The organism is Streptomyces sp. NPDC005181, assembly GCF_040608395.1.
In the GTDB taxonomy this organism is placed as follows: Bacteria; Actinomycetota; Actinomycetes; order Streptomycetales; family Streptomycetaceae; genus Streptomyces.
Window position 1 is genome coordinate 59,536 of sequence record NZ_JBEXID010000014.1, and the last position, 23,492, is coordinate 83,027.

A 23,492-nucleotide genomic window follows, 5' to 3' on the forward strand; every position below is an offset into this window, starting at 1 on the left:
AAAGGCAGGAATTTCGTGATCCAACTCCGCAACGCGCCCAGCCGCCGCACCGCCGGCCGTACTCTGCTCGTCACTGCTCTGCTCACTGCAGCCTCCGCGGTCCCGGCCGCCGCAGCCGCACCGCAGGCCCCTGCGGCCCCGGCGACGGTACGCAGCGCCGCCTCCGCCCCGGCCTACCAGCAGGTCGCCCACTTCTACGGCGCCTACATCGACGCCGCCGGCGCCGAGGGCGGCGGCAAGCTCACGACCGCGCTGCGGGCGTTCTACCTCACGCCCGCGCTCCGCTCGCAGCTGCGCACCTGGGAGGCGCGCAACCATGCGGACGGTGTCCTGCGCGCCCAGAACATTCCGCTCGCCTTCAAGGTCACCGCGGGCGACAGCGGCGCCGGACACACCTGGTCGAAGGTGCGGCTCACCTGGAGCGGCGGCAAGCACCCCGTGTACACCTATCTGACGGTTCAGTCGGACCTGCAGACCGGCAGGATCTCCGGCATCCGCTGAGACCCGCCCGGTTCAGACCGCCGCGGGCTCGTCCTCGCCGATGAAGGTGCGCCACAGCACGGCGTAGTGCCCTTCCCCGGCGAGCAGTTCGTCGTGCGTGCCGTCCTCGACGACCCGGCCGTGGTCCATCACCACCACCCGGTCGGCGCGGGCGGCCGTGGTCAGCCGGTGGGCGACGACGAGGGTGGTGCGGCGGCCGGTGAGCCGGTCGGTCGCCTGGTTGACCAGGGCCTCGCTGGCAAGGTCCAGGGAAGCGGTCGCCTCGTCGAGCAGCAGGATGTCCGGGTCGACCAGTTCGGCGCGGGCGAGCGCGATCAGCTGACGCTGGCCGGCCGAGAGATTACGGCCCCGCTCGGCGACCTCGTGCAGATACCCGCAGTCCAGCGTGGCGATCATGTCGTGGGCGCCGACTGCCCGGGCCGCGGCCTCCACCTGTGCGTCGGTGGCGTCCGGCCGCCCGTAGGCGATGGCGTCACGGACCGTACCCGCGAAGAGGTAGGCCTCCTGCGGTACGACGCCGAGCCGGTGCCGGTACCCGGTGAGGTCGAGGCGGCGCAGATCGGTGCCGTCCGCCGTGACCCGGCCGCCCGTCGGGTCGTAGAACCGGGCGACGAGCTTGACGAGGGTGGACTTCCCGGCACCGGTCTCGCCGACGAACGCGACGGTCTGGCCGGCCGGGATCCGCAGGTCGATGTCGGTGAGGGCCTCTTCCTCGTCGTCGCCGGCGCCGTATGCGAAGGACACGTTCTCGAACGCGATCTCGCCGCGCAGCGACAGCACGTCCAGCGACTCCACGGAGTCGGCGGTGGAGGTCGGCTCGCGGAGGAGCTCCTGGATGCGGCCGAGCGAGACGGTGGCCTGCTGGTAGCCGTCGAAGACCTGGGAGAGCTGCTGCACGGGCGCGAAGAACAGGTCGATGTAGAGCAGATACGCGACGAGCGCACCGGTGGTGAGTGTGCCGTTGTCGACCCGGCCCGCACCGACGATCAGCACGGCGGCCGCGGCCACCGACGACAGCAGCTGCACGAACGGGAAGTAGACCGAGATCAGCCACTGGCCGCGCACCCGGGCCTCGCGGTAGTGGTCGCTGCGGTCGGCGAACCGTTCGGCACCGTCCCGCTCGCGGCGGAACGCCTGCACGATCCGGAGCCCGGAGACGGACTCCTGGAGGTCGGCGTTGACGACGCTGATCCGCTCACGGGCCAGTTCGTACGCCTTGACGCTCCTGCGGCGGAAGAAGAACGTCCCGACGACCAGCACCGGAAGGGTCGCGAAGACGACGAGTGCAAGCTCCACGTCGAGGACGAGCAGTGCGAACATGATGCCGAAGAATGTGACGACGGAGACGAAGGCCGTGACCAGACCGGTCTGCAGGAACGTGGACAGCGCGTCGATGTCCGTCGTCATCCGGGTCATGATGCGGCCGGTCAGCTCGCGCTCGTAGTAGTCGAGGCCGAGCCGCTGGAGCTGCGCGAAGATCTTCAGACGCAGTGAGTAGAGCACCCGTTCGCCGGTGCGGCCCGTCATCCGGGTCTCGCCGATCTGCGCGGCCCACTGCGCCAGCACGACGAGCAGGGCGATCGCGGAGGCCACCCAGACCGCGCCGAGCGCCATCTGGGTGACGCCCTGGTCGATGCCGTGCCGGATCAGCACCGGCAGGAGCAGGCTCATGCCCGCGTCGACGGCGACGAGCGTCAGGCTCACCAGCAGGGGAAGGCCGAAGCCGTGCAGCAGCCGGCGCAGCCCGTACGACTCCTCGGAGCGCACGGCGCGCGCCTCGTCGATGTCCGGGATGTCCGTGGCCGGGGGAAGCGCCTCGACCTGGGCGAGCAGCTCGGGGGTGGCAGGCATACCGGCCGCGTCGGTGTCGCGGGGCTCCTCCTTGCGGACCCACAGCCCGGGGCTGATGCCGCGCTCGGCGTCGAAGTCGGCTTCCAGCTCCTCCTGGAGCGCCCGGTCGTCCTCGACGGCCGTGCCGGCCGGGACGGGCTGATGGCCCGGCGAGGTGCCGCCCAGCTCGTCCGGGTCTGTGAGCAGACGCCGGTAGAGCGGGGAGCGGCGCTCCAGCTCCTCGTGCGTACCGATGTCGGCGAGCCGGCCCTCCTCCAGGACGGCGATCCGGTCGGCGAGGCCGAGGGTGGAGCGGCGGTGGGCGATCAGCAGGGTCGTGCGGCCCGCCATCACCTGCGCCAGGGCCTCGTGGATCTCGTGCTCGACGCGGGCGTCGACGGCGGAGGTGGCGTCGTCGAGGAGGAGCAGCCGGGGGTCGGTGAGGATGGCGCGGGCGAGCGCGACGCGCTGGCGCTGGCCGCCGGAGAGAGTGAGGCCGTGCTCGCCGACCTTCGTGTCGTAGCCGAGGGGCAGATCGGCGATGAAACGGTCCGCCTGGGCGGCGCGGGCGGCCTGCTCGATCTGGTCCTGGGTGGCGTCCGGGTGTCCGTACGCGATGTTGGCTCGGACCGTGTCGGAGAAGAGGAAGCTGTCTTCCGGTACGAGGCCGATGGCGGCCCGCAGCGAGTCCTGGGTGAGCTCGCGGACGTCGTGGCCGCCGACCAGGACGGCGCCGTGCGACACGTCGTAGAAGCGGGGCAGCAGCAGGGAGACGGTGGACTTCCCGCTGCCGGAGGCGCCGACGACGGCGACGGTCTCACCGGGCTCGATGGTCAGCGAGAAGCCGTCGAGGACCGGCCGCTCGGGGTCGTACCCGAACCGCACGTCGTCGAACTCGACTCTCGCGGGGGCGTCCGACGGGAGCTCCACCGTGCCGTCCTGCATGGTGGGCTCGGTGTCGATCAGTTCGAGTACGCGCTCCACACCGGCGCGGGCCTGCTGCCCGACGGTGAGGACCATGGCGAGCATCCGGACCGGTCCGACGAGCTGGGCGAGATAGGTGGAGAACGCGACGAACGTACCGAGGGTGATCTCGCCGCGGGTGGCGAGCCAGCCGCCGAGGGCCAGCATCGCGACCTGGCCGAGCGCGGGGACGGCCTGGAGGGCGGGGGTGTACCTGGCGTTCATCCGGATGGTGCGCAGCCGCCCGGCGAACAGCTTCCGCCCGACCTCGCGCAGCTTGCCGGTCTCCTGCTCCTCCTGCCCGAACCCCTTGACGACCCGGACCCCGGAGACGGCCCCGTCGACGACTCCGGCGACTGCGGCGGCCTGGCCCTGGGCGTACCAGGTGGCGGGGAAGAGCCGGGAGCGGGAGCGGCGGGCGATGAACCAGAGGGCGGGGGCGACGGCGATCGCCACCAGGGTCAGCAGCGGGGAGAGCCACGCCATGATCACCAGGGAGATGAGGAAGAGCAGCACGTTCCCGATGGTCATCGGGAGCATGAACAGAAGCCCCTGGATCAGCTGAAGGTCACTGGTGGCGCGACCGACGACCTGCCCGGTGGACAGCTCGTCCTGCCGTTTCCCGTCGAGCCGGGTGAGCGTCCCGTACATCTCGGTCCGCAGATCGTGCTGTACGTCGAGGGCGAGCCGGCCGCCGTAGTAGCGGCGGATGTATGTCGATATGTACACCAGCACGGCGGTGGCAATCAGGAGGCCGGTCCAGACGCCGAGGGAACGGGTGTGGCTGCCGACGACATCGTCGATGATCACCTTGGTGATGAGCGGGACGACTGCCAGCACGGCCATACCGGCGAGCGACGAGCCCAGCGCCAGCAGCACATTGCGCCGGTAGCGCCACGCATAGCCGGCCAGCCGCCGGGCCCAGCCCTGCCGCTCCGCGTCCGTGCCCGCGTCCGTGCCCGCGTCCGTCACCGGTGCCTCCCGTTCGACCTGGTCTACCGGAAGGCACCAACGCGATCAGCTGCGGATTTCATCCCGCCGTTACAAAGATGGTCCGTTCGGCCCAGACCCCGGACCCGCGAGGAACCAGGAACTACGGCTGCGGCGTGGCCGTCACCATCGGCACCGCAGAAGCCTCCGGCACCGCCGGAATCGCTTCCTGCGGCTTCGCCGGCGGGACGACCGTCGTCTTCGCGGCGGCGGCCGGGTTCAGGTCCTTGTGGATGGCCCGGGCGACCGCCTGGATGGTGTTGATGCCGTCGTTCATCGTCTTGTTGTCCTGGGTGAGCACGGTGATCCCGTAGTCGTGCCCCTTCCCGGTGAACGCGCCGATGCTGTGCACCCGCCAGCCGTGCGTGGCACGCGGCAGCCAGCCGTTCTTGACCTGGACGGTCACGCCGGACGGAGCGCCGGCGGGCGTCCCCCAGCGCTGCGAGGAGATGACCTTGCGCATCAGGCCGAGTTCGTACGCGCGCGAGTTGTCGCTGAGCACGGAGTTCTTCGCGGTCAGCAGGGTCAGCAGGCGCAGCTCGTCCTGCGCGGTGATCTGGGTCAGCCCCCAGTAGCCGCCGGAGCCTGGCACGGTGTGGGTCATGCCCGCGGCGTTCAGGAACGCCTTCACCTTGGTCACGCCGAGCTGCTTCCACAGGCTGGTGGTCGCGTTGTTGTCGGACTTGGTGATCATGGCGGTGGCGAGGTTGATCTCGCGCTGCGTGAGATAGCGGTTGTGCTTCTTGTTGTCCCAGAGCAGCGTCGCGAGGACGGTCGCCTTCACGACGCTCGCGGAGTCGTACTTGCTCGTGGACCGCATTGTGCACGACGTCTTGGTGGTCCGGTCGTAGAGCGCGATCGCCGTGGTCGACGTGCGCCCCTTGAGCGCGGCGGTGATGTCCTTCGTCAGCTTGGCGGCGAGCCCCGCCTTGCCGGAGGTACAGCTCACTGTCGTCGTCGCGGCCGCGGCGGGCGTGGCGGCGAGGGTCACGGGTGCCAGCACGCCTGCGGCGAGCATGACGGCGAGCGCGGTGTGAGCGCGGCGGGATATACGAGGCTGGTCCGTCATGAGACGTCTCCCCCTGAGTGATCTGGGTGGTGCGCCCCCTGCACACCTGGCACACAGAAGACTCCTGACGGGCCGAAAAGTTGTACGCGCCGCGGTCCGAACAGCCGGGTTCTGCCGCGCGGACGCCGGCTGCGGGGCGCGTACTCACGGGGTTGTGGGTGTGCCGCCGATCGCGCATCTTCGAGAAGGGCGGCCGGCTCGTCCGCGAGGTCGGGGAAGACCTCGCGGACGAGAGGAGGTTCCGAGTCCGTGGGCCGGGACCCCAGTGGGGCCGCGGCCTACAGATGCGTCGGCTCGAACATCTTCAGCAGTGCCGGGAGCACGACCACCGAAGGGCCGGGCTCCGCGAGGGACTTCGCCAGGTCGTCGGCGAGCGTCTCCGGGGTCGTGCGGACCGCCGGTACGCCGAACGACTCGGCGAGGGCGACGAAGTCCGGGCGGGACAGTTCCGTCGCCGTGGCCTCGCCGAACGCTCCCGTCATGTACTCGCGCAGGATGCCGTAGCCGCCGTCGTCGACGATCAGCCAGGTGACCGGCAGATCGTACTGACGGGCCGTGGCCAGTTCCGCGATCGAGTACATCGCGCCGCCGTCGCCGGAGACCGCCAGGACCGGCTTCGTACGGTCTGCCGCCGCCGCGCCGAGCGCGGCCGGGAAGCCGTAGCCGAGGCCGCCCGCGCCCTGCGCCGAGTGCATGGTGTTGGGGTGGCGGGCGTCGAAGGCGGACCAGGCCCAGTAGGCGAGGATCGTCATGTCCCAGAAGCTCGGGGACGTGTCGGGCAGCGCCTCGCGCACCGAGGCGATGAGCTGCTGTTCCAGGGTGAGGTCCTGGCCGGCGATCCGTGCCCGTACCGCTTCGAGCACCGTACGGACGCGGTCCGCGGCCGACGGGTCCTCGCGGCGGTCGACCGCTTCGAGAAGGTCGACGAGGGCCTCGCGGGCGTCGGCGTGGATGCCGAGCGCGGGGTGGTTGGACTCCAGCTTCCCGGCGTCCGCCTCGATCTGGATGACCCGGCCGCGCGGGCTGAACGTGTGGTAGTTCGAGGAGAGTTCGCCCAGTCCGGAGCCGATGACCAGCAGGACGTCCGCCGCTTCGAGGAAGTCCGTCGTGTGACGGTCCTCCAGCCAGGACTGGAGCGAGAGGGGGTGCTCCCAGGGGAAGGCACCCTTGCCGCCGAACGTGGTGACGACCGGGGCGTCGATCTTCTCCGCGAGGGCGAGCAGCTTGCCGGACGCGTCGGAGCGTACGACTCCGCCGCCCGCGATGATCGCCGGACGTTCGGCGTTCGCCAGCAGGTGGGCCGCCACGGCGGTCAGTTCGGGGCGGGCGTGGAGCGGCCTCGGCGTGGCGTCCATCGCGGTGACCACCGGCAGGGTGGTCTCGGCGAGGAGCACGTCCTGCGGGATCTCGATCCAGACCGGGCCGTGCGGGGCCGTCAGCGCGGACTCCCAGGCTGCGGCGATCGCGGACGGGATCTGCGACGCCGTACGGACCGTGTGGACGGACTTCACGACGTCGCGGAACGACGCCTTCTGGTCCGGGAGCTCGTGCAGATAGCCGTGGCGTCCGCCGCCGAGGCCCGCGGTCGGGATCTGGCTGGAGATGGCCAGCACGGGCGCCGAGGCGGCCGCCGCCTCCTGGAGCGCGGCGAGGGAGGTGAGGGCCCCCGGGCCGGTGGAGAGCAGCAGTGGGGCCACCTCTCCGGTGATCCGGCCGTACGCGTCGGCGGCGAAGCCCGCGTTGTTCTCGACGCGCAGGCCGACGTACGAGAGGGACGAGCGGCGCAGCGCGTCGAACATGCCGAGCGCGTGCTGGCCGGGCAGGCCGAAGACGATGGTCGCGCCGAGGCCCTGGAGGGTCTCGACGACGAGGTCGCCGCCGTTGCGTCCGGCCGGCGGGTTCAGCGCGTCCGCGATCTGCTCGGGGGTGAGCTGCGGGCGCTCGTCGTGGTGGTCGTGGGTCACTTGCCCTCGGCCCCCTTCGCTGCCGCGATCTGGCGGGACATGATCGTCGTGAGCTCGTACGCCGTGTGGGAAGCGGCGACGGAGGTGATCTCCGCGTGGTCGTACGCGGGGGCGACCTCGACCAGGTCGGCGGAGACCAGGTTGCAGGAGGACAGGCCGCGGACGATCTCGAGGAGCTCGCGGGAGGTGAGGCCGCCGGCCTCGGGGGTGCCGGTGCCGGGCGCGTGCGCCGGGTCCAGGACGTCGATGTCGATGGAGATGTACAGCGGGCGGTCGCCGATGCGCTGGCGCAGCTGGTCGGCGATCTCGTCGACACCGCGGCGCATGACGTCGGCGGAGGTGACGATGCCGAAGCCCATCTTGGCGTCGTCGTCGAGGTCCTGCTTGCCGTACAGCGGGCCGCGCGTGCCGACGTGGGAGAGCGCGGACGTGTCGAGGATGCCCTCCTCGACGGCCCGGCGGAACGGCGTGCCGTGGGTGTACTCGGCGCCGAAGTAGGTGTCCCACGTGTCGAGGTGGGCGTCGAAGTGGAGCAGGGCGACGGGGCCGTGCTTCTTCGCGACGGAGCGCAGCAGGGGCAGCGCGATGGTGTGGTCGCCACCGAGCGTCATCATGCGGGCGCCGGTACCGAGCAGATCGTCGGCCGCGGCCTCGATCGTCTCGACGGCCTCGTTGATGTTGAACGGGTTGGCGGCGATGTCACCGGCGTCGGCGACCTGCGCGAGAGCGAACGGCGAGGCGTCCTGCGCCGGGTTGTACGGGCGCAGCAGGCGCGACGCCTCACGGATGGCGTTGCCGCCGAAGCGGGCGCCGGGCCGGTAGGAGACACCCGTGTCGAAGGGCACGCCGACGACGGCGACATCGGCGGTGCCGACCTCGTCGAGGCGGGGCAGCCGCGCGAACGTCGCTGGCCCGGCGTACCGCGGGACGCGGGAGGAGTCGATGGGGCCGCGCGGCGTTTCGTTGCTGCTCATGGGGAGTGCCTTTCTTCTGATGATGCGGGGTGGTGCGGGTGCAACGGGGTGCGTCCCCAACCGCCGGACGGGCTCGCATGGCCTGCCCGGCGATTGAGGACGACGGCGGGCAGAATCAAGCCCGTCCGGCGATTGTGGACACGTGGTCAGGCGGTCACCGATTCCGGGGCAGGCGCCTCGGCTTCGGCCCCCCGCCCCGCCAGCCGCTCGCGCCAGGCGACCAGCACCGCCGCGTCCGTCGGCTTCGTCGCCAGGGAGACGATCACGTACACCGCGAGCGAGGCCGGCAGCCCGTAGTAGACCGGCTCGTTGGCGAGGATTCCGTACGTCGCCATCAGGCCGATCACGGCGACGCCGCCGACCGACACCGCGGCCAGCGCACCGGGCGCCGTGCCCCGACGCCACAGCAGACCGCCGAGGATCGGCACCAGCAGACCGCCGACGAGCAGGTTGTACGCCACGGTCAGCGCTTCCACCACATTATTGAGTGCGATGGCGATGGCGATGACGGCCACCCCCATGATGAGGATGAAGACCCGGTTGCCCTTCACCTCGTCGTGCTCGTCGCCCCGGCCGCGCGACACCGCGCCCCGCAGCTTCGACCAGATGTCGTTGTTGGCGACGGTCGCACAGGCGATCAGCGCACCGGACGACGTCGACATCACCGCGGCGAGTGCGGCGGCCAGCACCAGCCCTCGTACACCCACCGGCAGCTCGTCCTTGACGATGGTCGCGAAGGCGGAGTCCGCGCTGGGGAGCTTCGGGTACATGACCTTGGCCGCGGTGCCGATGACGGCTCCGGCGAGCGCGTAGACCAGGCAGTACGTACCGGCGACGGTGCCGCCCCAGCGAGCGGTCCGGTCGGTGCGTGCGGTGAACACGCGCTGCCAGATGTCCTGGCCGATCAGCATGCCGAAGGTGTAGATCAGCACGTAGGTGAAGATCGTCTCGCCGCCGATGCCCAGCGGGTCGAAGTACTCGGTGGGCAGCTTCGCCTTCATCTCGCTGAAGCCGCCGGCCTTGATGACCGCGATCGGCAGGAGCAGGAGCAGCACACCGATCGTCTTGACAACGAACTGCACCATGTCCGTGAGCGTGATCGACCACATGCCGCCGAGCGTCGAGTACGCCACGACGATGGCGCCGCCGAGGATGATCGCGACGGTCCGGTTCATGTCGAAGAGGACGTCGAAGATGGTGGCGTACGCGATGGTCGAAGTGACCGCGAGCATCAGCGTGTACGCCCACATGACGACGCCGGAGATGAGGCCGGCCCGCCCGCCGTAGCGCAGGTCGAGCATCTCGGAGACGGTGTAGACCTTCAGCCGGGCGATGCGCGCCGAGAAGAAGACGGACAGGGCGAGCAGTCCGAGGCCGATGGTGAAGACCATCCAGGCGCCGGAGAGCCCGTACTGGTAGCCGAGACCGACGCCACCGATGGTGGAGGCGCCGCCGAGGACGATCGCGGCCATGGTCCCGGAGTACATCCAGGGGCCGAGGCGGCGGCCCGCCACCAGGAATTCGCTCTTGGACTTGGCGCGGCGCATGCCCCACCAACCCATGGCGAGCATGCCGGCCAGATAGACGACGATCACCGCGTAGTCGACAGCCATGGGCTTCCTCCGTCTCAGTCACGTTGCGGGTCATTGCGGGGATGCGGGGTTCGTGAAGACGGTAGGTGGCCCACAGGCAGCGCTGAAGTGTACGTTTTATCCATTCTCGCCGTAGCCAATGGATGGACCGTCCATGCCGGATACTCCCACCGGGCCCTCCGCCCCCACCGGATCCACCGGGTCCGCTCCCCCCACCCCGCCGATCCCGCTCGCCGAGCTGCTCGCCCGTGAGGAGCTCGGGCTGCGCCTGATCGCGGGCCCGGCCCACGTCGACCTGTTGTGGGTGCACACCTCGGAGATGGCCGACCCGTACCCGTATCTGCTCGGCGGCGAGCTGCTGCTGAGCGCCGGTGTGCTGCTCAAGGATCCGGACACCTATGTCGCCCGGATGGTGGAGGCGGGGGCGGCGGCGCTCGGCTTCGGGGTCACCCCGGTGCACGACGCGGTGCCGCAGGCGCTGATCGAGGCGTGCGACCGGCACGGGCTGCCGCTGGTGGAGGTGCCGCCCGCGACGCCGTTCACGGCGATCGCGCGGGCGGTGTGGCGGCTGATGGCGGAGGCCCGGCACCGGGAGCTGCGCCGGGTGACGCGTGCCCAGCAGGCGCTGGCGACGGCGGCGGCCCGGCCGGACCCGGTGCCCGCGGTGCTGCACCAGCTGGCTGCGCAGCTGGCCGGCCGGGCGATGCTGCTCTCCTCGGCCGGCGAGGAGCTGCACGCGGCGGGGCGCCGCCCGGCCCCCGAGGTACGGGCGGCCCTGACCCGGCTGGCCCGTGTGGTCTCCCCCACCGCCGCCCCCACCTCTCCGGCCCCGACGTCCGCGACCGACACCCTCGGCGACACGCATCTCTTCGCGTACGCGCTCGGCGGCGGGCAGGGGCTCGTCCTGGCCCTGGCGACGGGACGGCGCGAGGCGGGCGATCACACGGTCACCGGGATCGCGGTCGTCCTCCTGTCCCTGCTGGCCGCCCCGCACCAGGGCGCCGACGCCGCTGGCCGGTCGGCGGCGCTGGTGCGGCTGCTGCTCGGCGCCGACCCGGTGGCCGTCGCCCCGCTGCTCGGCGGCGCCGAACTCTGGACGGTGGTGCACGCACGCCGCAGCGGCGGCGGCCCTGTGGACCCGCTCACCGCCGGGGCGCTGGGCGCCGCCCTCGGGTCGGCCCTGGTCGACGCGGGCCGGGGCGGCGACGCCGTCAAGGTCCTGGTCCCGCGCGGCGACCGGATCACCCCGCAGCCCGGCTGGACGCTCGGCACCTCCACCCCGGCCCCCATCACCGCACTGGACCTCGCCGACGGCCAGGCGGCCCGCGCACTGGGCCGCGCCGTGGCCACCCGCACCCCGCTCGCCCACCACCACACCGACACCGGCCGCGGCCTGGCCGCGCTCGTCCCGCCCGCCGAGGCGGAGGCGCACGCCCGCGCGCTGCTCGCTCCGCTCACCCCCACGCTCGCGGAGACGCTCCGCTGCTGGCTGAGCCTCCACGGCAGCTGGGACCGCACGGCCACGGCCCTCCAGGTCCACCGCAACACGGTCCGCCAGCGCATCGCCCGCTGCGCGACGCTGCTGGACGCGGACCTGGACGACATGGACGCACGGACGGAGCTCTGGTTCGCACTGCGGCAGCAGTGAGGCCGGGCCCGGGCTGTGCGGCTGTGAGGCCGGGCCCGGGCTGTGCGGCTGTGAGGCCGGCCGGGATCCGGGAGCCGGTATGTGGGGCTGTGGGGTTGTGACGTGGGGCTGTGATGTGGGGCTGTGACGTCGGCTACCAAGGCCGATGGCCTCTGGACAGCCCTGGTGACTGCCGGGTAACTTTTGACCAGAACTGAGCAAGCGCTTAGCCATGCTGAACGAAGCTCACCCGCCGCAGCCCCACCGCTGACCGAAGCTGACCCAGGAGGCACCCCGTGCGCCGTACGGTATTCAACGAGGACCACGAGGCGTTCCGGGAGACCATCCGCGCCTTCATCGCGGCCGAGGTCGTCCCCGTCTACGACGAGTGGTTCGCCGCCGGCCAGGCGCCGCGCGAGTTCTACCACAAGCTCGGTGAGCTGGGAGTCTTCGGCATCGAGGTGGACGAGGAGTACGGCGGCGCCGGCATCGACTCGCACAAGTACGAGGCCGTCATCTACGAGGAGACCGCCCGCGCCGGTGTCTCCTTCGGCGGCTCGGGCGTGCACACCCTGCTCGGCCTGCCGTACATCAAGATGCTCGCCACCGACGAGCAGAAGAAGCGCTGGCTGCCGAAGTTCACCTCCGGCGAGGAGATGTGGGCTCTCGCGATGACCGAGCCGGGCACCGGCTCCGACGTCGCGGGCATGAAGACCACCGCCAAGCTCTCCGAGGACGGCACGCACTACGTCCTCAACGGCGCCAAGACCTTCATCACCGGTGGTGTGCATGCCGACCGCGTGATCGTGTGCGCCCGTACGTCCGCTCCCCGCGAGGACGACCGCCGCTTCGGCATCTCCCTGTTCGCCGTGGACACCAAGTCGGCGGGCTACTCCGTCGGCCGCAAGCTGGACAAGCTCGGCCTGAAGGTCTCCGACACCGCCGAGCTGGCCTTCGTCGACGTCAAGGTGCCCGTCGAGGACCTGCTCGGTGAGGAGAACAAGGGCTTCGGCTACCTCGGCACCAACCTGGCGTCCGAGCGCTGGGGCATAGCCTTCGGCGCGTACGCGCAGGCCGCTGCCGCCGTCCGGTTCGCCAAGAGCTACGTGCAGGACCGCACGGTCTTCGGCAAGACCGTCGCCTCGTTCCAGAACACCAAGTTCGAGCTGGCCGCCTGCCAGGCCGAGGTGGACGCGGCCCAGGCCGTCGCCGACCGCGCGCTGGAGGCCCTCGACGCCGGCGAGCTGACCGCCGCCGAGGCCGCCTCCGCGAAGCTGTTCTGCACCGAGGTCGCGCACCGCGTGATCGACCGCTGCCTCCAGCTGCACGGCGGCTACGGCTTCATGAACGAGTACCCGATCGCCCGCCTGTACGCGGACAACCGCGTCAACCGGATCTACGGCGGCACCAGCGAGGTCATGAAGTCGATCATCGCCAAGTCCATGGGTCTGTAAAGCGATTACGTTCTTCTCCATGAGCGCAGCACTTGAATCCCTGCTCGATCTGCTCGACCTGGAGCAGATCGAGCGGGACATCTTCCGGGGCACGAGCCATTCGGCGGTCGTGCCCCGGGTCTTCGGCGGCCAGGTCGCGGCCCAGGCACTCGTTGCCGCGGGCCGCACCGTCCCCGCGGACCTTCCCCCAGCTCTCGGCTCCGCTCGAGCAGGGGAGGCCCCATTGGCCCACTCGTTGCACTCCTACTTCCTGCGGATGGGCGACCCGGGCGCGCCGATCGTCTACAGCGTCGACCGGATCCGCGACGGCCGCTCCTTCACCACCCGCCGGGTGGTGGCCGTCCAGCACGGGCAGCCGATCTTCCATCTCTCGGCGTCCTTCCAGACGTACGAGGAGGGCCTGGAGCACCAGGCGGACATGCCGCCCGCTCCCGACCCGGAGACGCTGCCCACGGCGGAACAGATGCTCCCGCGGTACGCGGACGCGTTCACCGACCCGAGTGTCATGGACCGGCTGCTGGAGGCGCGGGCCGCGGTCGACCTGCGCTATGTCGGCGCCCCGCCGTTCGCCAACGTCGGCACACCGCAGGAGCCCCGCTCCCAGGTGTGGTTCCGCACCAACGGCAAGCTCGCGGACGACCCGCTGCTGCACGTGTGCATGGCGACGTACGTCTCCGACATGACGCTGCTCGACTCGGTGCTGCTCGCGCACGGGCGCGGCGGCTGGGCGGTCGGCGACGTGGTGGGCGCGAGCCTGGACCACGCGATGTGGTTCCACCGGCCGTTCCGGGCCGACGAATGGCTGCTGTACGACCAGGAGTCGCCGTCCGCGTCCGGCGGGCGCGGGCTCGGCCAGGCCCGCATCTACACGCAGGACGGCCGGCTCGCGATCACCGTCATCCAGGAGGGCGTGGTCCGGGTCCCGCGGGACTGAACAGGCCACGGCCTGCCCCTTCATGGATACTCCCCACCATGAGCGCCGAGAACAGCACCAGCAGCAGCGCGCCTGGTGGGGAGTCCATGTTCACGGTGGTCGTCGCGGCGATCGCCAACCTCGGTATCGCCGTGGCGAAGGTGATCGCGGGGCTGATCAGCGGATCGAGCGCGATGCTGGCCGAGGCGGCGCACTCGGTCGCCGACACCGTCACCGAGGTCCTGCTGCTCACCGCCCTCAAGCGCAGCGAGAAGCCCGCCGACGAGGAACATCCGCTGGGTTACGGCCCCGAGCGCTACATCTGGGCGATGCTCGCCTCGGTCGCCACGTTCGTCGGCGGCGCGGTGTTCGCCCTCTACGACGGCATTCACACCCTCGTCCAGGGCGAGGAGCTCGGCGACCCGCTGGTCTCGTACATCGTGCTGGCCGTCGCCTTCCTCCTGGAGGGCTACTCCCTGCGCACGGGCCTGCGCCAGGTCCGCGGCGAAGCCGCCCGTCTGGGCGCACCCACCACCCATTACTTGCGCCACACCCCCGACACCGCGGTCAAGGCGGTCGTGATGGAGGACTCGGCGGCCCTGGCCGGCCTGCTCCTCGCCGCGGGCGGCCTGCTCGGCGGTCAGCTCTCCGGCTCGGGTGTCTGGGACGGCATCGCATCGATCCTGATCGGCGCACTGCTGGTGTACGTGGCCTGGGTGCTGGGCCGCTCCAACGCCCAGCTGCTGATCGGCCGCCCGGTGCCGAAGGAGATGCGGGCCGGGATCCGCGAGGAACTTCTCTCCGTGCCGCACATCATCGAGGTCCTGGAGCTCACCACCCTGATCCAGGGACCGACGGAGATTCTCGTCGCCGCGAAGATCGACTTCCGGGACGCGTCGACTGCGGAGCAGATCGAGTGGGCGTGCGAGGAGGCGGAGGAACAGCTGCAGGAGCGGTATCCGGCGATCCGCCGGGTGTATCTGGACCCGACGCCGGGGCTGGGACAGCAGCGACGGACAGGCGGGCCGGGGGCGGGCTCAGCCTGACCGGGCCGGTGCCCTCGCTTCCGCAGCGGACATCGCGTCCGGCCCGGGGCCGTCCCGTCCTGCTCGCCGGCCCCTTCGCGAAGTCTTACCGGCGCTTCAGAGCAGCCCTGCGGCATCCAGCAGATAGTCCGTCATCGGGTCGTAGAACCGCGGGTCCAGTACATGGTCGTCCAGCGGCACGACGACCTGAAGGGTGCCCTCTGCCTCCCCGAGGAAGAGGGCCGGGTCATTGCTGTCCGCGTACCCGACCGAGTCGAGCCCCCGCTGCCCGGCGCAACCCGCCCACCCGTGATCGGCGACGACCAGATCCGGCACCGGCCGCCCCTCACGCTCCAGACCGTCCAGGATGGCCGCCATCGGCGCCGGGGAGTGCGTGTGCCACAGCGTCGCCCCGCGCTCCATCACGGCCACATCGGCGAACTGGAAGACCATGCCCTCGTCCGCCATCAGCCCGGACGGAATCCGTACGATCTCGCACCCCGCAGCCCGCAACGCGTCCGCGGTCTGCCGGTGCACATCCAGCAGCCCACCCGGATGCCCGGTCGCGAACAGCACCCGCTCCGACCCGGCAGCCGCCTTGCGCAGCCGGGCCGCCAGCCGCTCCAGCGCGTCGGCCGTCAGCTCGGGATCGATGGTGTCCTGCCCGTGCCGGTGCTCCGGATCATCACTGACCCCACAACGCTCGGCCATCACGGCGAGCACATCCTGCTCATCGGTCCACCGGTTGCCGAGCTCCAGACCCAGCCAGAAGTGGCGATCGCCGTTGGCGAGCTTGCGGTAGTGGGAGAGGTTGTTGTCGCGGGGTGTGGCGACGTCTCCGGCGATACGCGTACGGACAAGGTGCTCGACGAGGGCGGCACGGCTGGGTATCGGCATGAACCCATTGTGCCGTCAGGTGTGCGCAGTGTGCCGGGTGTCTTGCACCACGGACGGCGGGGCACGCCCGCGTGCGCACTCGGGCCACCGCACCGCGGGTCCGCTACGGGCGCCGTACCCCCGGTCGGGACACTCAGTCCGCCCTGACCGGCTCCCCGGCTTCCCGCAGATCCCGCACGAAGCGGAGGCCGGGACGGCCGTCCAGCTGAATCTCACCGGTGGGTACGAATCCCGTACGGGCCAGCACGGCTCGCGACCCGGCGTTGTCGAGGGTCGTGACGGCCCGCAGCGCGGTCAGACCGTACTCCGCTGCGCCAAGCCTGCAGATCTCACGAACGGCGGCCGTGGCCAGCCCCTGCCCGGCGCTCTTCTCGGCGATCCGGTATCCGAGCTCGGCCGAACCGTCCGCCACATCGACCACATTGACCCGCCCGTGCACCGCACCGCTGCCGTCCACCAGGACATGGAAGAAGTGCTGCCCCGAAGCCTGTTCCGCGAGCAGAGCGTGGTGCCGCACATCGAAGTGAGCGAAGTAGTCGTCGCCACGATCGGGAACCGACGCGGCGAAGTAGGCCCGGTTCTCCTGCTCGAACGCAAGAAGAGCCGGGGCGTGGTCGAGGCGAAGGAGCTGCAGTTCAGGCATGCGGAAATGCTATGGAACTTGATTCGGTGATGCCGGCGAGTTGTCCGCAAGGTCGCCCGGCTGACCGCGCATGACGTACGGGCGTTCCTGGTAGGGCCTGTTGGGAAAGTGCTGGTACTGGCTGAGGGGAGGAGCACCCGGCCGGGCGGTCGTCTACTCTCGCGGGGTTTTGATCACTACCGTTGGAGTGCTCGTATGACCTTGAGTGTGTTGCCGGTTGACCGCGAACCCGCTGCTGGTGTTGTCCTGCTGAGCGGTATCCCCGGCAGCGGAAAGTCCACGGTGGCCGCCGCATTGGCCAAACGGTTGCGGATGGCGGCGCATGTCGAGGTGGACGGGCTCCAGCAGATGATCGTCAGTGGTGGCCGTTGGCCCTCGGCGACACCTGATCCGGAAGCCGACCGGCAGATCCTTTTGCGGGCCCGCAACGCGTGTCTGCTGGCCGACAGCTTCGCGACGGCCGGATTCGTCCCCGTGCTCGACGATGTCGTGGTGCGTCGATCGCATGTTGACTTCTACCGCGCCTCGCTGACGGCCGCGCCTCTGCACGTCATCTTCCTGGCCCCGGATCCGGCAACCGCCCGGCGTCGCAATCAGGCACGGGACAAAGTCCTGGCCACCGATTGGTCACCCCTGGACGAGGCGATGCGGCAGGAACTCGGAGGCGAAGGAACCTGGATCGACAACGCAGCGCAGACCGTCGACGAGACGGTGGAGTCGATCTTGTCCGTAACCGGTCTGACGCCCGAAGCCGAAGCCGACCCGGTCCTTTCGTGATCGGCTCATGGGGCGTAGTGACCTGACGAACGACCAGTGGGTCCGGCAGGTCCCCTCCGGCACCCCCGGACATGGGGTGGCTGATGTCCGCGGCCTGGGGCGCGGCGCAGGGGCCCTTTCCTCGTAAGACCGTGGGCGGAAGTGCCCCTTACCGGTTCGTGACTGTCACGACCCGGTGGGCCACGATCCGGCCGACCGTGACGCGGTCCGGAACGACATCAAAAGCTTTTGATTCTTCGGGGAATTACCTCTCCCAACCCCTCCCTGCCTCCCGTCACCCACAAGGATGAGGTTTGCCAACTGGGCTGGATTTCGGTCCGGTTGGCAGGCATATGCTCGCCGCGACAACCCCAGACATGCGTCGGCCCCCGGCCGGGACTCGCAATCCCGATCGAGGGCCTGACCACCGAGGAAGAAGCACCTTCCCGATGGATACCCAGCAGATTACCGCGCCCCCGCGCGCCACGGCAGGCTGGCTGGAGCGCGGGGTCGGTCCCGATGCCGTACGCCGCACCCTGACCACCGGCTTACCGGAGCCGGTCGGACACCCCGCGCTCCTTCTCGGCCACCGCCTCACCCACCAGCTCCCGCCGCCGCTCCCCGCCGCCCCGGTCCGGGAAGCCGTACAACGCCTTCATCCCTTCCAGGACTGCGACCGCTGCGCACGCGTCTTCCGCGCCCCAGGACCGGGCCACTGCCGCGACTGCCGGGAGACCGACGAGTCACGCATCACCGGTCACCTGGACCAGTCCGCATGACACACCTGCGCCGGCCGGCGTACCTGAAGCGGACGACGACCAAGATCGACGAGTCGTCGGCCCCCCGGATGCGCCGCGGGGCTGCCAGGCAGGGCACAACGCTCTCCGAATGGACCCGTGAGGCCATTCGCCCGCAAGGAATCAACGCCCTCCGTCACCCGCCGCCTCGAACGCCCCCCGCGCCAGCCTGTGCAGCAGTGCCGCCGTCGCGGTACGGCCCGGGAGGGCGCCGGGGCGGCCCAGGTGAGGGGTCGAGTTGAGCAGGCCGAAGACCGCGTGGACGGTGGCGCGGGCCTCGCTCTCGGGGAGGAGGGGGTAGCGGGCGCGGACCACCTCGACCCACAGTTCCACGTACTCCCGCTGGAGCCGGCGCACCCGCTTGCGGTCGGTGTCCCGGAGGCGGTCCAGCTCGCGGTCGTGCAGGGTGATCAGGGGACGGTCGTCGAGGGCGAAGTCGATGTGGCCCTCGATGAGCGCGTCCAGCAGCGTCTCCGGGGAGCCGTCGCCGGAGGTCGCATCCTCGCTGACCCGCAGCTGTCCGCCGGCCAGGAGGCGCTCGCTGATGCCGACCAGAAGTTCGGCGAGCATCGCGTCCTTGCCGGGGAAGTGGCGGTAGAGGCCGGGCCCGCTGATCCCCACGGCGGCGCCTATTTCGTCGACGCCCACGCCGTGGAAGCCGCGCTCGGCGAAGAGGCGGGCAGCTTCCTTGAGGATCTGCTCACGGCGTGTCGGGGCGTCCGTCCTGGTGGTCATGGATTCGATTCTAGACAGTCGGGTTAGCGAGCGTTAACCTGAAGGAGAAGTGTTAACGCTCATTAACCGAGTCGGCCGGACCGGCCGACCGGGCAAGGGGGCTCGACGGATGCAGCAGGCACCGGTGCTGGCGAGTGCGGCGGATCCCGCGTCTCAGGGCTGGCTGGCCAATGAGGAGGCGCATCGCGCGCTCGGCGACGAGTTGCGGGCGCGGCTGGCCGCGGCCAGGCTCGGCGGGGGTGAGAAGGCCCGCGCCCGGCATGTGGCGCGCGGCAAGCTGCTGCCCCGGGACCGGGTGGACGCGTTGCTGGACCCCGGGTCGCCCTTCCTGGAACTGGCTCCGCTGGCGGCCGAGGGGCTGTACGGCGGTGCGGCCCCGGCGGCCGGGGTGATCGCCGGGATCGGACGGGTCAGCGGCCGGGAGTGCGTGATCGTCGCCAATGACGCCACGGTCAAGGGCGGCACGTATTACCCCATGACGGTGAAGAAGCACCTCCGTGCCCAGGAAGTGGCACTGGAGAACCGGCTGCCCTGTCTGTACCTGGTGGACTCCGGTGGTGCGTTTCTGCCGATGCAGGACGAGGTGTTTCCCGACCGGGAGCACTTCGGGCGGATCTTTTACAACCAGGCCCGGATGTCGGGGGCCGGGATTCCGCAGGTCGCGGCCGTGCTGGGGTCCTGTACGGCCGGTGGGGCGTACGTCCCTGCGATGAGCGACGAGGCCGTGATCGTGCGGAACCAGGGGACGATCTTCCTCGGCGGTCCGCCGCTGGTGAAGGCCGCGACCGGCGAGGTGGTCACGGCGGAGGAGCTGGGCGGCGGCGAGGTCCACTCCCGTACGTCGGGCGTCACCGACCATCTCGCGGAGGACGACGCGCACGCCCTGCGGATCGTCCGGAACATTGTGGCCACACTGCCCGCGCGCGGGGCTCTGCCCTGGTCCGTGGAGTCCGTGGAGGAGCCGAAGGTCGATCCTGCCGGGCTGTACGGGGTCGTGCCGGTCGACTCACGGACGCCTTACGACGTACGGGAAGTGATCGCCCGGGTCGTCGACGGATCGCGGTTCGCCGAGTTCAAGGCGGAGTACGGGACGACGCTGATCACCGGCTTCGCCCGGATCCACGGGCATCCGGTCGGCATCGTCGCCAACAACGGCATCCTGTTCTCCGAGTCCGCCCAGAAGGGTGCGCACTTCATCGAGCTGTGCGACCAGCGCGGGATTCCGCTCGTCTTCCTGCAGAACATCTCCGGGTTCATGGTGGGGCGCGACTACGAGGCCGGTGGCATCGCCAAGCACGGCGCCAAGATGGTCACGGCCGTCGCCTGCACCCGCGTACCGAAGCTGACCGTCGTGGTCGGCGGGTCGTACGGGGCCGGGAACTACTCCATGTGCGGGCGGGCCTATTCGCCGCGCTTCCTGTGGATGTGGCCCAACGCCAAGATCTCCGTCATGGGCGGCGAGCAGGCCGCGTCCGTCCTCGCGACGGTCAAGCGCGACCAGCTGGGCGACGGCTGGAGCGCCGAGGACGAGGAAGCCTTCAAGGCGCCGATCCGCGAGCAGTACGAGACGCAGGGCAACGCGTACTACGCCACCGCCCGGCTCTGGGACGACGGTGTGATCGACCCGCTGGAGACCCGGCAGGTGCTGGGGCTCGCTCTGACCGCGTGTGCCAACGCCCCGCTGGGTGAGCCCGGCTTCGGCGTCTTCCGGATGTGAGGGAACAGATGACGATGTTCGACACCGTTCTTGTCGCCAACCGCGGCGAGATCGCGGTCCGGGTCATCCGGACCCTGCGCGAGCTGGGTGTGCGCTCCGTCGCCGTCTTCAGCGACGCCGACGCCGACGCCCGGCATGTACGGGAGGCCGATACGGCGGTACGGATCGGTCCGGCAGCCGCCTCCGCGAGCTATTTGAGCGTGCCCGCGCTGTTGGAGGCGGCCCGCCGCACCGGCGCGCAGGCCGTTCACCCGGGGTACGGCTTCCTCGCCGAGAACGCCGGGTTTGCGCAGGCCTGCGCGGACGCGGGGCTTGTCTTCATCGGCCCGCCCGCGTCGGCGATCTCGCTGATGGGCGACAAGATCCGGGCCAAGGAGACGGTGGCCGCCGCCGGGGTTCCGGTCGTGCCCGGTTCCTCCGGGAGCGCGCTCAGCGACGCGCAGCTGGCGGATGCGGCGCGCGAAATCGGGATGCCGGTGCTGCTCAAGCCATCGGCGGGCGGCGGCGGCAAGGGCATGCGGCTGGTGCGTGACGAGGCGCTGCTCGCCGACGAGATCGCGGCCGCCCGCCGCGAGGCCCGTGGCTCGTTCGGCGACGACAACCTGCTCGTGGAGCGGTGGATCGACCGGCCGCGCCACATCGAGATCCAGGTCCTGGCCGACGGGCACGGGAATGTGGTGCACCTCGGCGAGCGCGAGTGCTCGCTGCAGCGCCGCCACCAGAAGATCATCGAGGAGGCGCCGTCCGTCCTGCTCGACGAGGAGACCCGGGCGGCGATGGGCGAGGCGGCCGTCCAGGCGGCCCGCTCCTGCGGATATGTGGGCGCGGGCACGGTGGAGTTCATCGTGCCGGGCAACGACCCGGCCTCGTACTACTTCATGGAGATGAACACCCGCCTCCAGGTCGAGCACCCGGTGACCGAGCTGATCACCGGGCTGGACCTGGTGGAGTGGCAGCTGCGGGTCGCTTCCGGCGAGCAACTCCCCTACAAGCAGTCGGACATCACGCTCACCGGGCACGCGATCGAGGCCCGGATCTGTGCCGAGGACCCGGCCCGCGGCTTTCTGCCATCCGGCGGTACGGTGCTCTCCCTCCACGAGCCGAACGGCCACGGCGTACGGACCGACTCGGGGCTCAGTGAGGGGGTCGAGGTCGGCAGTCTGTACGACCCGATGCTCTCGAAGGTCATCGTCCACGGACCCGACCGGGCCACGGCGCTGCGGCGACTGCGCGCGGCCCTGTCGGAGCTGGTGATCCTGGGCGTGCCGACCAATGCGGGGTTCCTGCGCCGGCTGCTCGCCCACCCGGCGGTGGTGGCGGGCGATCTCGACACCGGGCTGGTGGAGCGCGCGGTGGACGGCCTGGTGCCGGACGGTGTGCCGGAGGAGGTGTACGCGGCAGCGGCGCTGCTGCGGCAGCCCGCCGCCGGAGGCACCTCCCCTGCGGGCGCCTCCGGTTGGGTCGACCCGTTCTCGGTGGCCGACGGCTGGCGGCTGGGCGGCACCCCCGCCCGCACGGTCCGCCATTTCCGACTGCCGGGCCACGACCCGGTGCAGGTCGCCGTGCGTTGCTGTCCGGCGGGCACCGAGCTGACGTTCGGCCATGTCGGGGAGGGCGCAGTGCCTCCGGCGCCCGCGACGGGAGCCTGCGGCCCGCTGGCCCCCCTGCCCGGCGGCACGGAGACAGCCAGGGTCATCGACGTCTCCGGGCACCGCCTCACCTTCGAACTCGCCGGTGTCACCCATACGTTCAACCACGCCACCTCCCCGGAGGGGACCTGGGTGGGCCGCGACGGCGACACCTGGCACGTCCAGGACCACGATCCCGTCGAGGCGTCCCTCACCGGCGCCGCCCGCTCCGGTGTCGACACGCTCGCGGCACCCATGCCCGGCACGGTCACCGTGGTGAAGGTGGCCGTCGGGGACGAGGTCGTCGCCGGGCAGAGTCTGCTCGTCGTGGAGGCGATGAAGATGGAGCACGTCATCTCCGCCCCGCACGCCGGAACCGTCACCGAGCTCGATGTCACGGCCGGCGCCACCGTCGCCATGGACCAGGTACTGGCCGTGGTGGCGCCCGCGGCCGAACCCGGGGAGGACGCATGACCACCACCCGCACCCTGCCCATGACGGTGCCCGCACCGGATCTGCCCGCCCGGGTACGCATCCATGAGGTCGGCGCCCGCGACGGGCTGCAGAACGAGAAGGCCGTCGTACCGACCGAGGTGAAGGCGGAGTTCATCCACCGCCTCGCCGCGGCCGGTCTGACCACCATCGAGGCGACCAGCTTCGTCCACCCCAAGTGGGTGCCCCAACTCGCCGACGCCGAGGACCTGTTCCCCCGTCTCGGCGACATCGCGGGCGTCGCGCTCCCGGTACTCGTACCGAACGAGCGCGGGCTCGACCGGGCCCTCGCGCTCGGTGCCCGCCGGATCGCCGTCTTCGGGTCGGCGACCGAGACCTTCGCCGCCCGCAATCTCAACCGGACGGTCGACGAGTCGCTCGCCATGTTCGAGCCGGTCGTCGCCCGCGCCAAGGCGGACAAGGTACATGTCCGCGGCTACCTGTCGATGTGCTTCGGCGACCCGTGGGAGGGGCCCGTCCCCGTCCATCAGGTCGTCCGGGTCGCCAAGGCGCTGATGGATCTCGGCTGCGACGAGCTCTCCCTCGGCGACACCATCGGCGTCGCCACCCCCGGTCATGTGCAGGACCTGCTCTCCGAGCTCAACGAGGAGGGCGTGCACACCGACACCATCGGAGTGCACTTCCACGACACCTACGGCCAGGCCCTGGCCAACACTCTCGCCGCGCTCCAGCACGGAGTGACCACCGTGGACGCCTCCGCGGGCGGCCTCGGCGGCTGCCCGTACGCGAAGAGCGCCACCGGAAATCTCGCCACCGAAGACCTCGTGTGGATGCTCCACGGCCTCGGCATCGAAACCGGGGTCGACCTCGACGCGCTCACCGCCACCAGCGTGTGGCTCGCCGAACAACTGGGCCGCCCGAGCCCGTCCCGTACCGTCCGCGCCCTCTCCCACAAGGAGTGACC

General features: G+C 70.8%; 17 protein-coding genes and 1 pseudogene. 10 read left to right on the forward strand and 8 right to left on the reverse strand.

The features are described from left to right. Window positions 1–15 precede the first annotated feature (15 nt). Window positions 16–501 carry a hypothetical protein gene (locus ABZV38_RS12550; protein WP_356326767.1) on the forward strand — a complete coding sequence of 162 codons (486 nt, stop codon included), beginning with the start codon at window positions 16–18 and terminating at the stop codon, window positions 499–501. Between the two features lie 12 nt (window positions 502–513). Here ABZV38_RS12550 and ABZV38_RS12555 read toward each other — a convergent pair whose 3' ends face one another. The 5 genes from ABZV38_RS12555 to ABZV38_RS12575 all read right to left on the reverse strand — a co-directional run bounded on the left by ABZV38_RS12555 (window position 514) and on the right by ABZV38_RS12575 (window position 9,904). Continuing rightward, window positions 514–4,266: an ABC transporter ATP-binding protein gene (locus tag ABZV38_RS12555; RefSeq protein WP_356326768.1), complete on the reverse strand. Its 3,753-nt coding sequence runs from the start codon at window positions 4,264–4,266 to the stop codon at window positions 514–516. A gap of 121 nt (window positions 4,267–4,387) precedes the next feature. Further along, entirely contained in the window at window positions 4,388–5,353 is a 966-nt protein-coding gene (locus ABZV38_RS12560; RefSeq protein WP_356326769.1) for a serine hydrolase, read from the reverse strand. Between the two features lie 278 nt (window positions 5,354–5,631). Beyond that, window positions 5,632–7,317 (reverse strand): thiamine pyrophosphate-binding protein, encoded by a 1,686-nt coding sequence (locus ABZV38_RS12565; RefSeq protein ID WP_356326770.1) that lies wholly within the window; start codon window positions 7,315–7,317, stop codon window positions 5,632–5,634. Further along, entirely contained in the window at window positions 7,314–8,291 is a 978-nt protein-coding gene (gene speB / locus ABZV38_RS12570) for an agmatinase (protein ID WP_030970834.1), read from the reverse strand. Before speB ends, ABZV38_RS12565 begins: the two co-directional genes overlap by 4 nt. A gap of 146 nt (window positions 8,292–8,437) precedes the next feature. Then, entirely contained in the window at window positions 8,438–9,904 is a 1,467-nt protein-coding gene (locus ABZV38_RS12575; protein ID WP_356326771.1) for a sodium:solute symporter, read from the reverse strand. 133 nt (window positions 9,905–10,037) lie between these two features. Here ABZV38_RS12575 and ABZV38_RS12580 point away from each other — a divergent pair, with 133 nt between their 5' ends. The 4 genes from ABZV38_RS12580 (at window position 10,038) to ABZV38_RS12595 (ending at window position 14,923) form a co-directional block, all read left to right on the forward strand. After that, entirely contained in the window at window positions 10,038–11,531 is a 1,494-nt protein-coding gene (locus ABZV38_RS12580) for a PucR family transcriptional regulator (RefSeq protein WP_356326772.1), read from the forward strand. Window positions 11,532–11,806: 275 nt separating this feature from the next. Then, window positions 11,807–12,964 (forward strand): acyl-CoA dehydrogenase family protein, encoded by a 1,158-nt coding sequence (locus tag ABZV38_RS12585; RefSeq protein WP_356326773.1) that lies wholly within the window; start codon window positions 11,807–11,809, stop codon window positions 12,962–12,964. A 19-nt stretch (window positions 12,965–12,983) separates the two neighbouring features. Further along, window positions 12,984–13,898 carry an acyl-CoA thioesterase II gene (locus ABZV38_RS12590; protein WP_356326774.1) on the forward strand — a complete coding sequence of 305 codons (915 nt, stop codon included), beginning with the start codon at window positions 12,984–12,986 and terminating at the stop codon, window positions 13,896–13,898. A gap of 38 nt (window positions 13,899–13,936) precedes the next feature. Then, on the forward strand, window positions 13,937–14,923 hold the full coding sequence (locus ABZV38_RS12595; protein WP_356326775.1) for a cation diffusion facilitator family transporter: 987 nt from the start codon (window positions 13,937–13,939) through the stop codon (window positions 14,921–14,923). Between the two features lie 96 nt (window positions 14,924–15,019). Here the strand turns inward: ABZV38_RS12595 and ABZV38_RS12600 are convergent, their stop codons facing one another. Together ABZV38_RS12600 and ABZV38_RS12605 are read right to left on the reverse strand one after the other, a co-directional pair. Further along, window positions 15,020–15,799, reverse strand: a complete 780-nt coding sequence (locus ABZV38_RS12600; RefSeq protein ID WP_356326776.1) for a phosphatase — start codon at window positions 15,797–15,799, stop codon at window positions 15,020–15,022. Between the two features lie 133 nt (window positions 15,800–15,932). Further along, window positions 15,933–16,442, reverse strand: a complete 510-nt coding sequence (locus ABZV38_RS12605) for a GNAT family N-acetyltransferase (protein ID WP_356326777.1) — start codon at window positions 16,440–16,442, stop codon at window positions 15,933–15,935. Between the two features lie 195 nt (window positions 16,443–16,637). On the opposite strand from ABZV38_RS12605, the gene ABZV38_RS12610 reads away from it, so the two are divergent. Together ABZV38_RS12610 and ABZV38_RS12615 are read left to right on the forward strand one after the other, a co-directional pair. Further along, a complete protein-coding gene (locus tag ABZV38_RS12610; protein WP_356326828.1) occupies window positions 16,638–17,219 on the forward strand; it encodes an AAA family ATPase in 582 nt (193 codons plus the stop codon). 461 nt (window positions 17,220–17,680) lie between these two features. Continuing rightward, window positions 17,681–17,977 (forward strand): annotated as a pseudogene (locus ABZV38_RS12615) (hypothetical protein); the annotation flags it as partial. A gap of 141 nt (window positions 17,978–18,118) precedes the next feature. Here the strand turns inward: ABZV38_RS12615 and ABZV38_RS12620 are convergent. Beyond that, window positions 18,119–18,730, reverse strand: a complete 612-nt coding sequence (locus ABZV38_RS12620; protein ID WP_356326778.1) for a TetR/AcrR family transcriptional regulator — start codon at window positions 18,728–18,730, stop codon at window positions 18,119–18,121. A 109-nt stretch (window positions 18,731–18,839) separates the two neighbouring features. On the opposite strand from ABZV38_RS12620, the gene ABZV38_RS12625 reads away from it, so the two are divergent. Genes ABZV38_RS12625 through ABZV38_RS12635 form a run of 3 tightly spaced genes read left to right on the forward strand, consistent with a single transcriptional unit; the run spans window position 18,840 to window position 23,490 of the window. Continuing rightward, entirely contained in the window at window positions 18,840–20,447 is a 1,608-nt protein-coding gene (locus ABZV38_RS12625; protein WP_356326779.1) for a carboxyl transferase domain-containing protein, read from the forward strand. Window positions 20,448–20,455: 8 nt separating this feature from the next. Then, window positions 20,456–22,549 carry an acetyl/propionyl/methylcrotonyl-CoA carboxylase subunit alpha gene (locus ABZV38_RS12630; RefSeq protein ID WP_356326780.1) on the forward strand — a complete coding sequence of 698 codons (2,094 nt, stop codon included), beginning with the start codon at window positions 20,456–20,458 and terminating at the stop codon, window positions 22,547–22,549. Next, window positions 22,546–23,490: a hydroxymethylglutaryl-CoA lyase gene (locus ABZV38_RS12635; RefSeq protein ID WP_356326781.1), complete on the forward strand. Its 945-nt coding sequence runs from the start codon at window positions 22,546–22,548 to the stop codon at window positions 23,488–23,490. Before ABZV38_RS12630 ends, ABZV38_RS12635 begins: the two co-directional genes overlap by 4 nt. Window positions 23,491–23,492 lie beyond the last annotated feature (2 nt).

Bases quoted from the DNA above. Each gene is read 5' to 3' on its own strand.
- ABZV38_RS12625 (WP_356326779.1), top strand. From the start codon at position 18,840: ATGCAGCAGGCACCGGTGCTGGCGAGTGCGGCGGATCCCGCGTCTCAG.
- ABZV38_RS12560 (WP_356326769.1), bottom strand. From the start codon at position 5,353: ATGACGGACCAGCCTCGTATATCCCGCCGCGCTCACACCGCGCTCGCC.
- ABZV38_RS12610 (WP_356326828.1), top strand. From the start codon at position 16,638: ATGACCTTGAGTGTGTTGCCGGTTGACCGCGAACCCGCTGCTGGTGTT.
- ABZV38_RS12635 (WP_356326781.1), top strand. From the start codon at position 22,546: ATGACCACCACCCGCACCCTGCCCATGACGGTGCCCGCACCGGATCTG.
- ABZV38_RS12630 (WP_356326780.1), top strand. From the start codon at position 20,456: ATGACGATGTTCGACACCGTTCTTGTCGCCAACCGCGGCGAGATCGCG.
- ABZV38_RS12620 (WP_356326778.1), bottom strand. From the start codon at position 18,730: ATGACCACCAGGACGGACGCCCCGACACGCCGTGAGCAGATCCTCAAG.
- ABZV38_RS12575 (WP_356326771.1), bottom strand. From the start codon at position 9,904: ATGGCTGTCGACTACGCGGTGATCGTCGTCTATCTGGCCGGCATGCTC.
- ABZV38_RS12595 (WP_356326775.1), top strand. From the start codon at position 13,937: ATGAGCGCCGAGAACAGCACCAGCAGCAGCGCGCCTGGTGGGGAGTCC.
- ABZV38_RS12600 (WP_356326776.1), bottom strand. From the start codon at position 15,799: ATGCCGATACCCAGCCGTGCCGCCCTCGTCGAGCACCTTGTCCGTACG.
- ABZV38_RS12580 (WP_356326772.1), top strand. From the start codon at position 10,038: ATGCCGGATACTCCCACCGGGCCCTCCGCCCCCACCGGATCCACCGGG.
- speB (WP_030970834.1), bottom strand. From the start codon at position 8,291: ATGAGCAGCAACGAAACGCCGCGCGGCCCCATCGACTCCTCCCGCGTC.
- ABZV38_RS12590 (WP_356326774.1), top strand. From the start codon at position 12,984: ATGAGCGCAGCACTTGAATCCCTGCTCGATCTGCTCGACCTGGAGCAG.
- ABZV38_RS12605 (WP_356326777.1), bottom strand. From the start codon at position 16,442: ATGCCTGAACTGCAGCTCCTTCGCCTCGACCACGCCCCGGCTCTTCTT.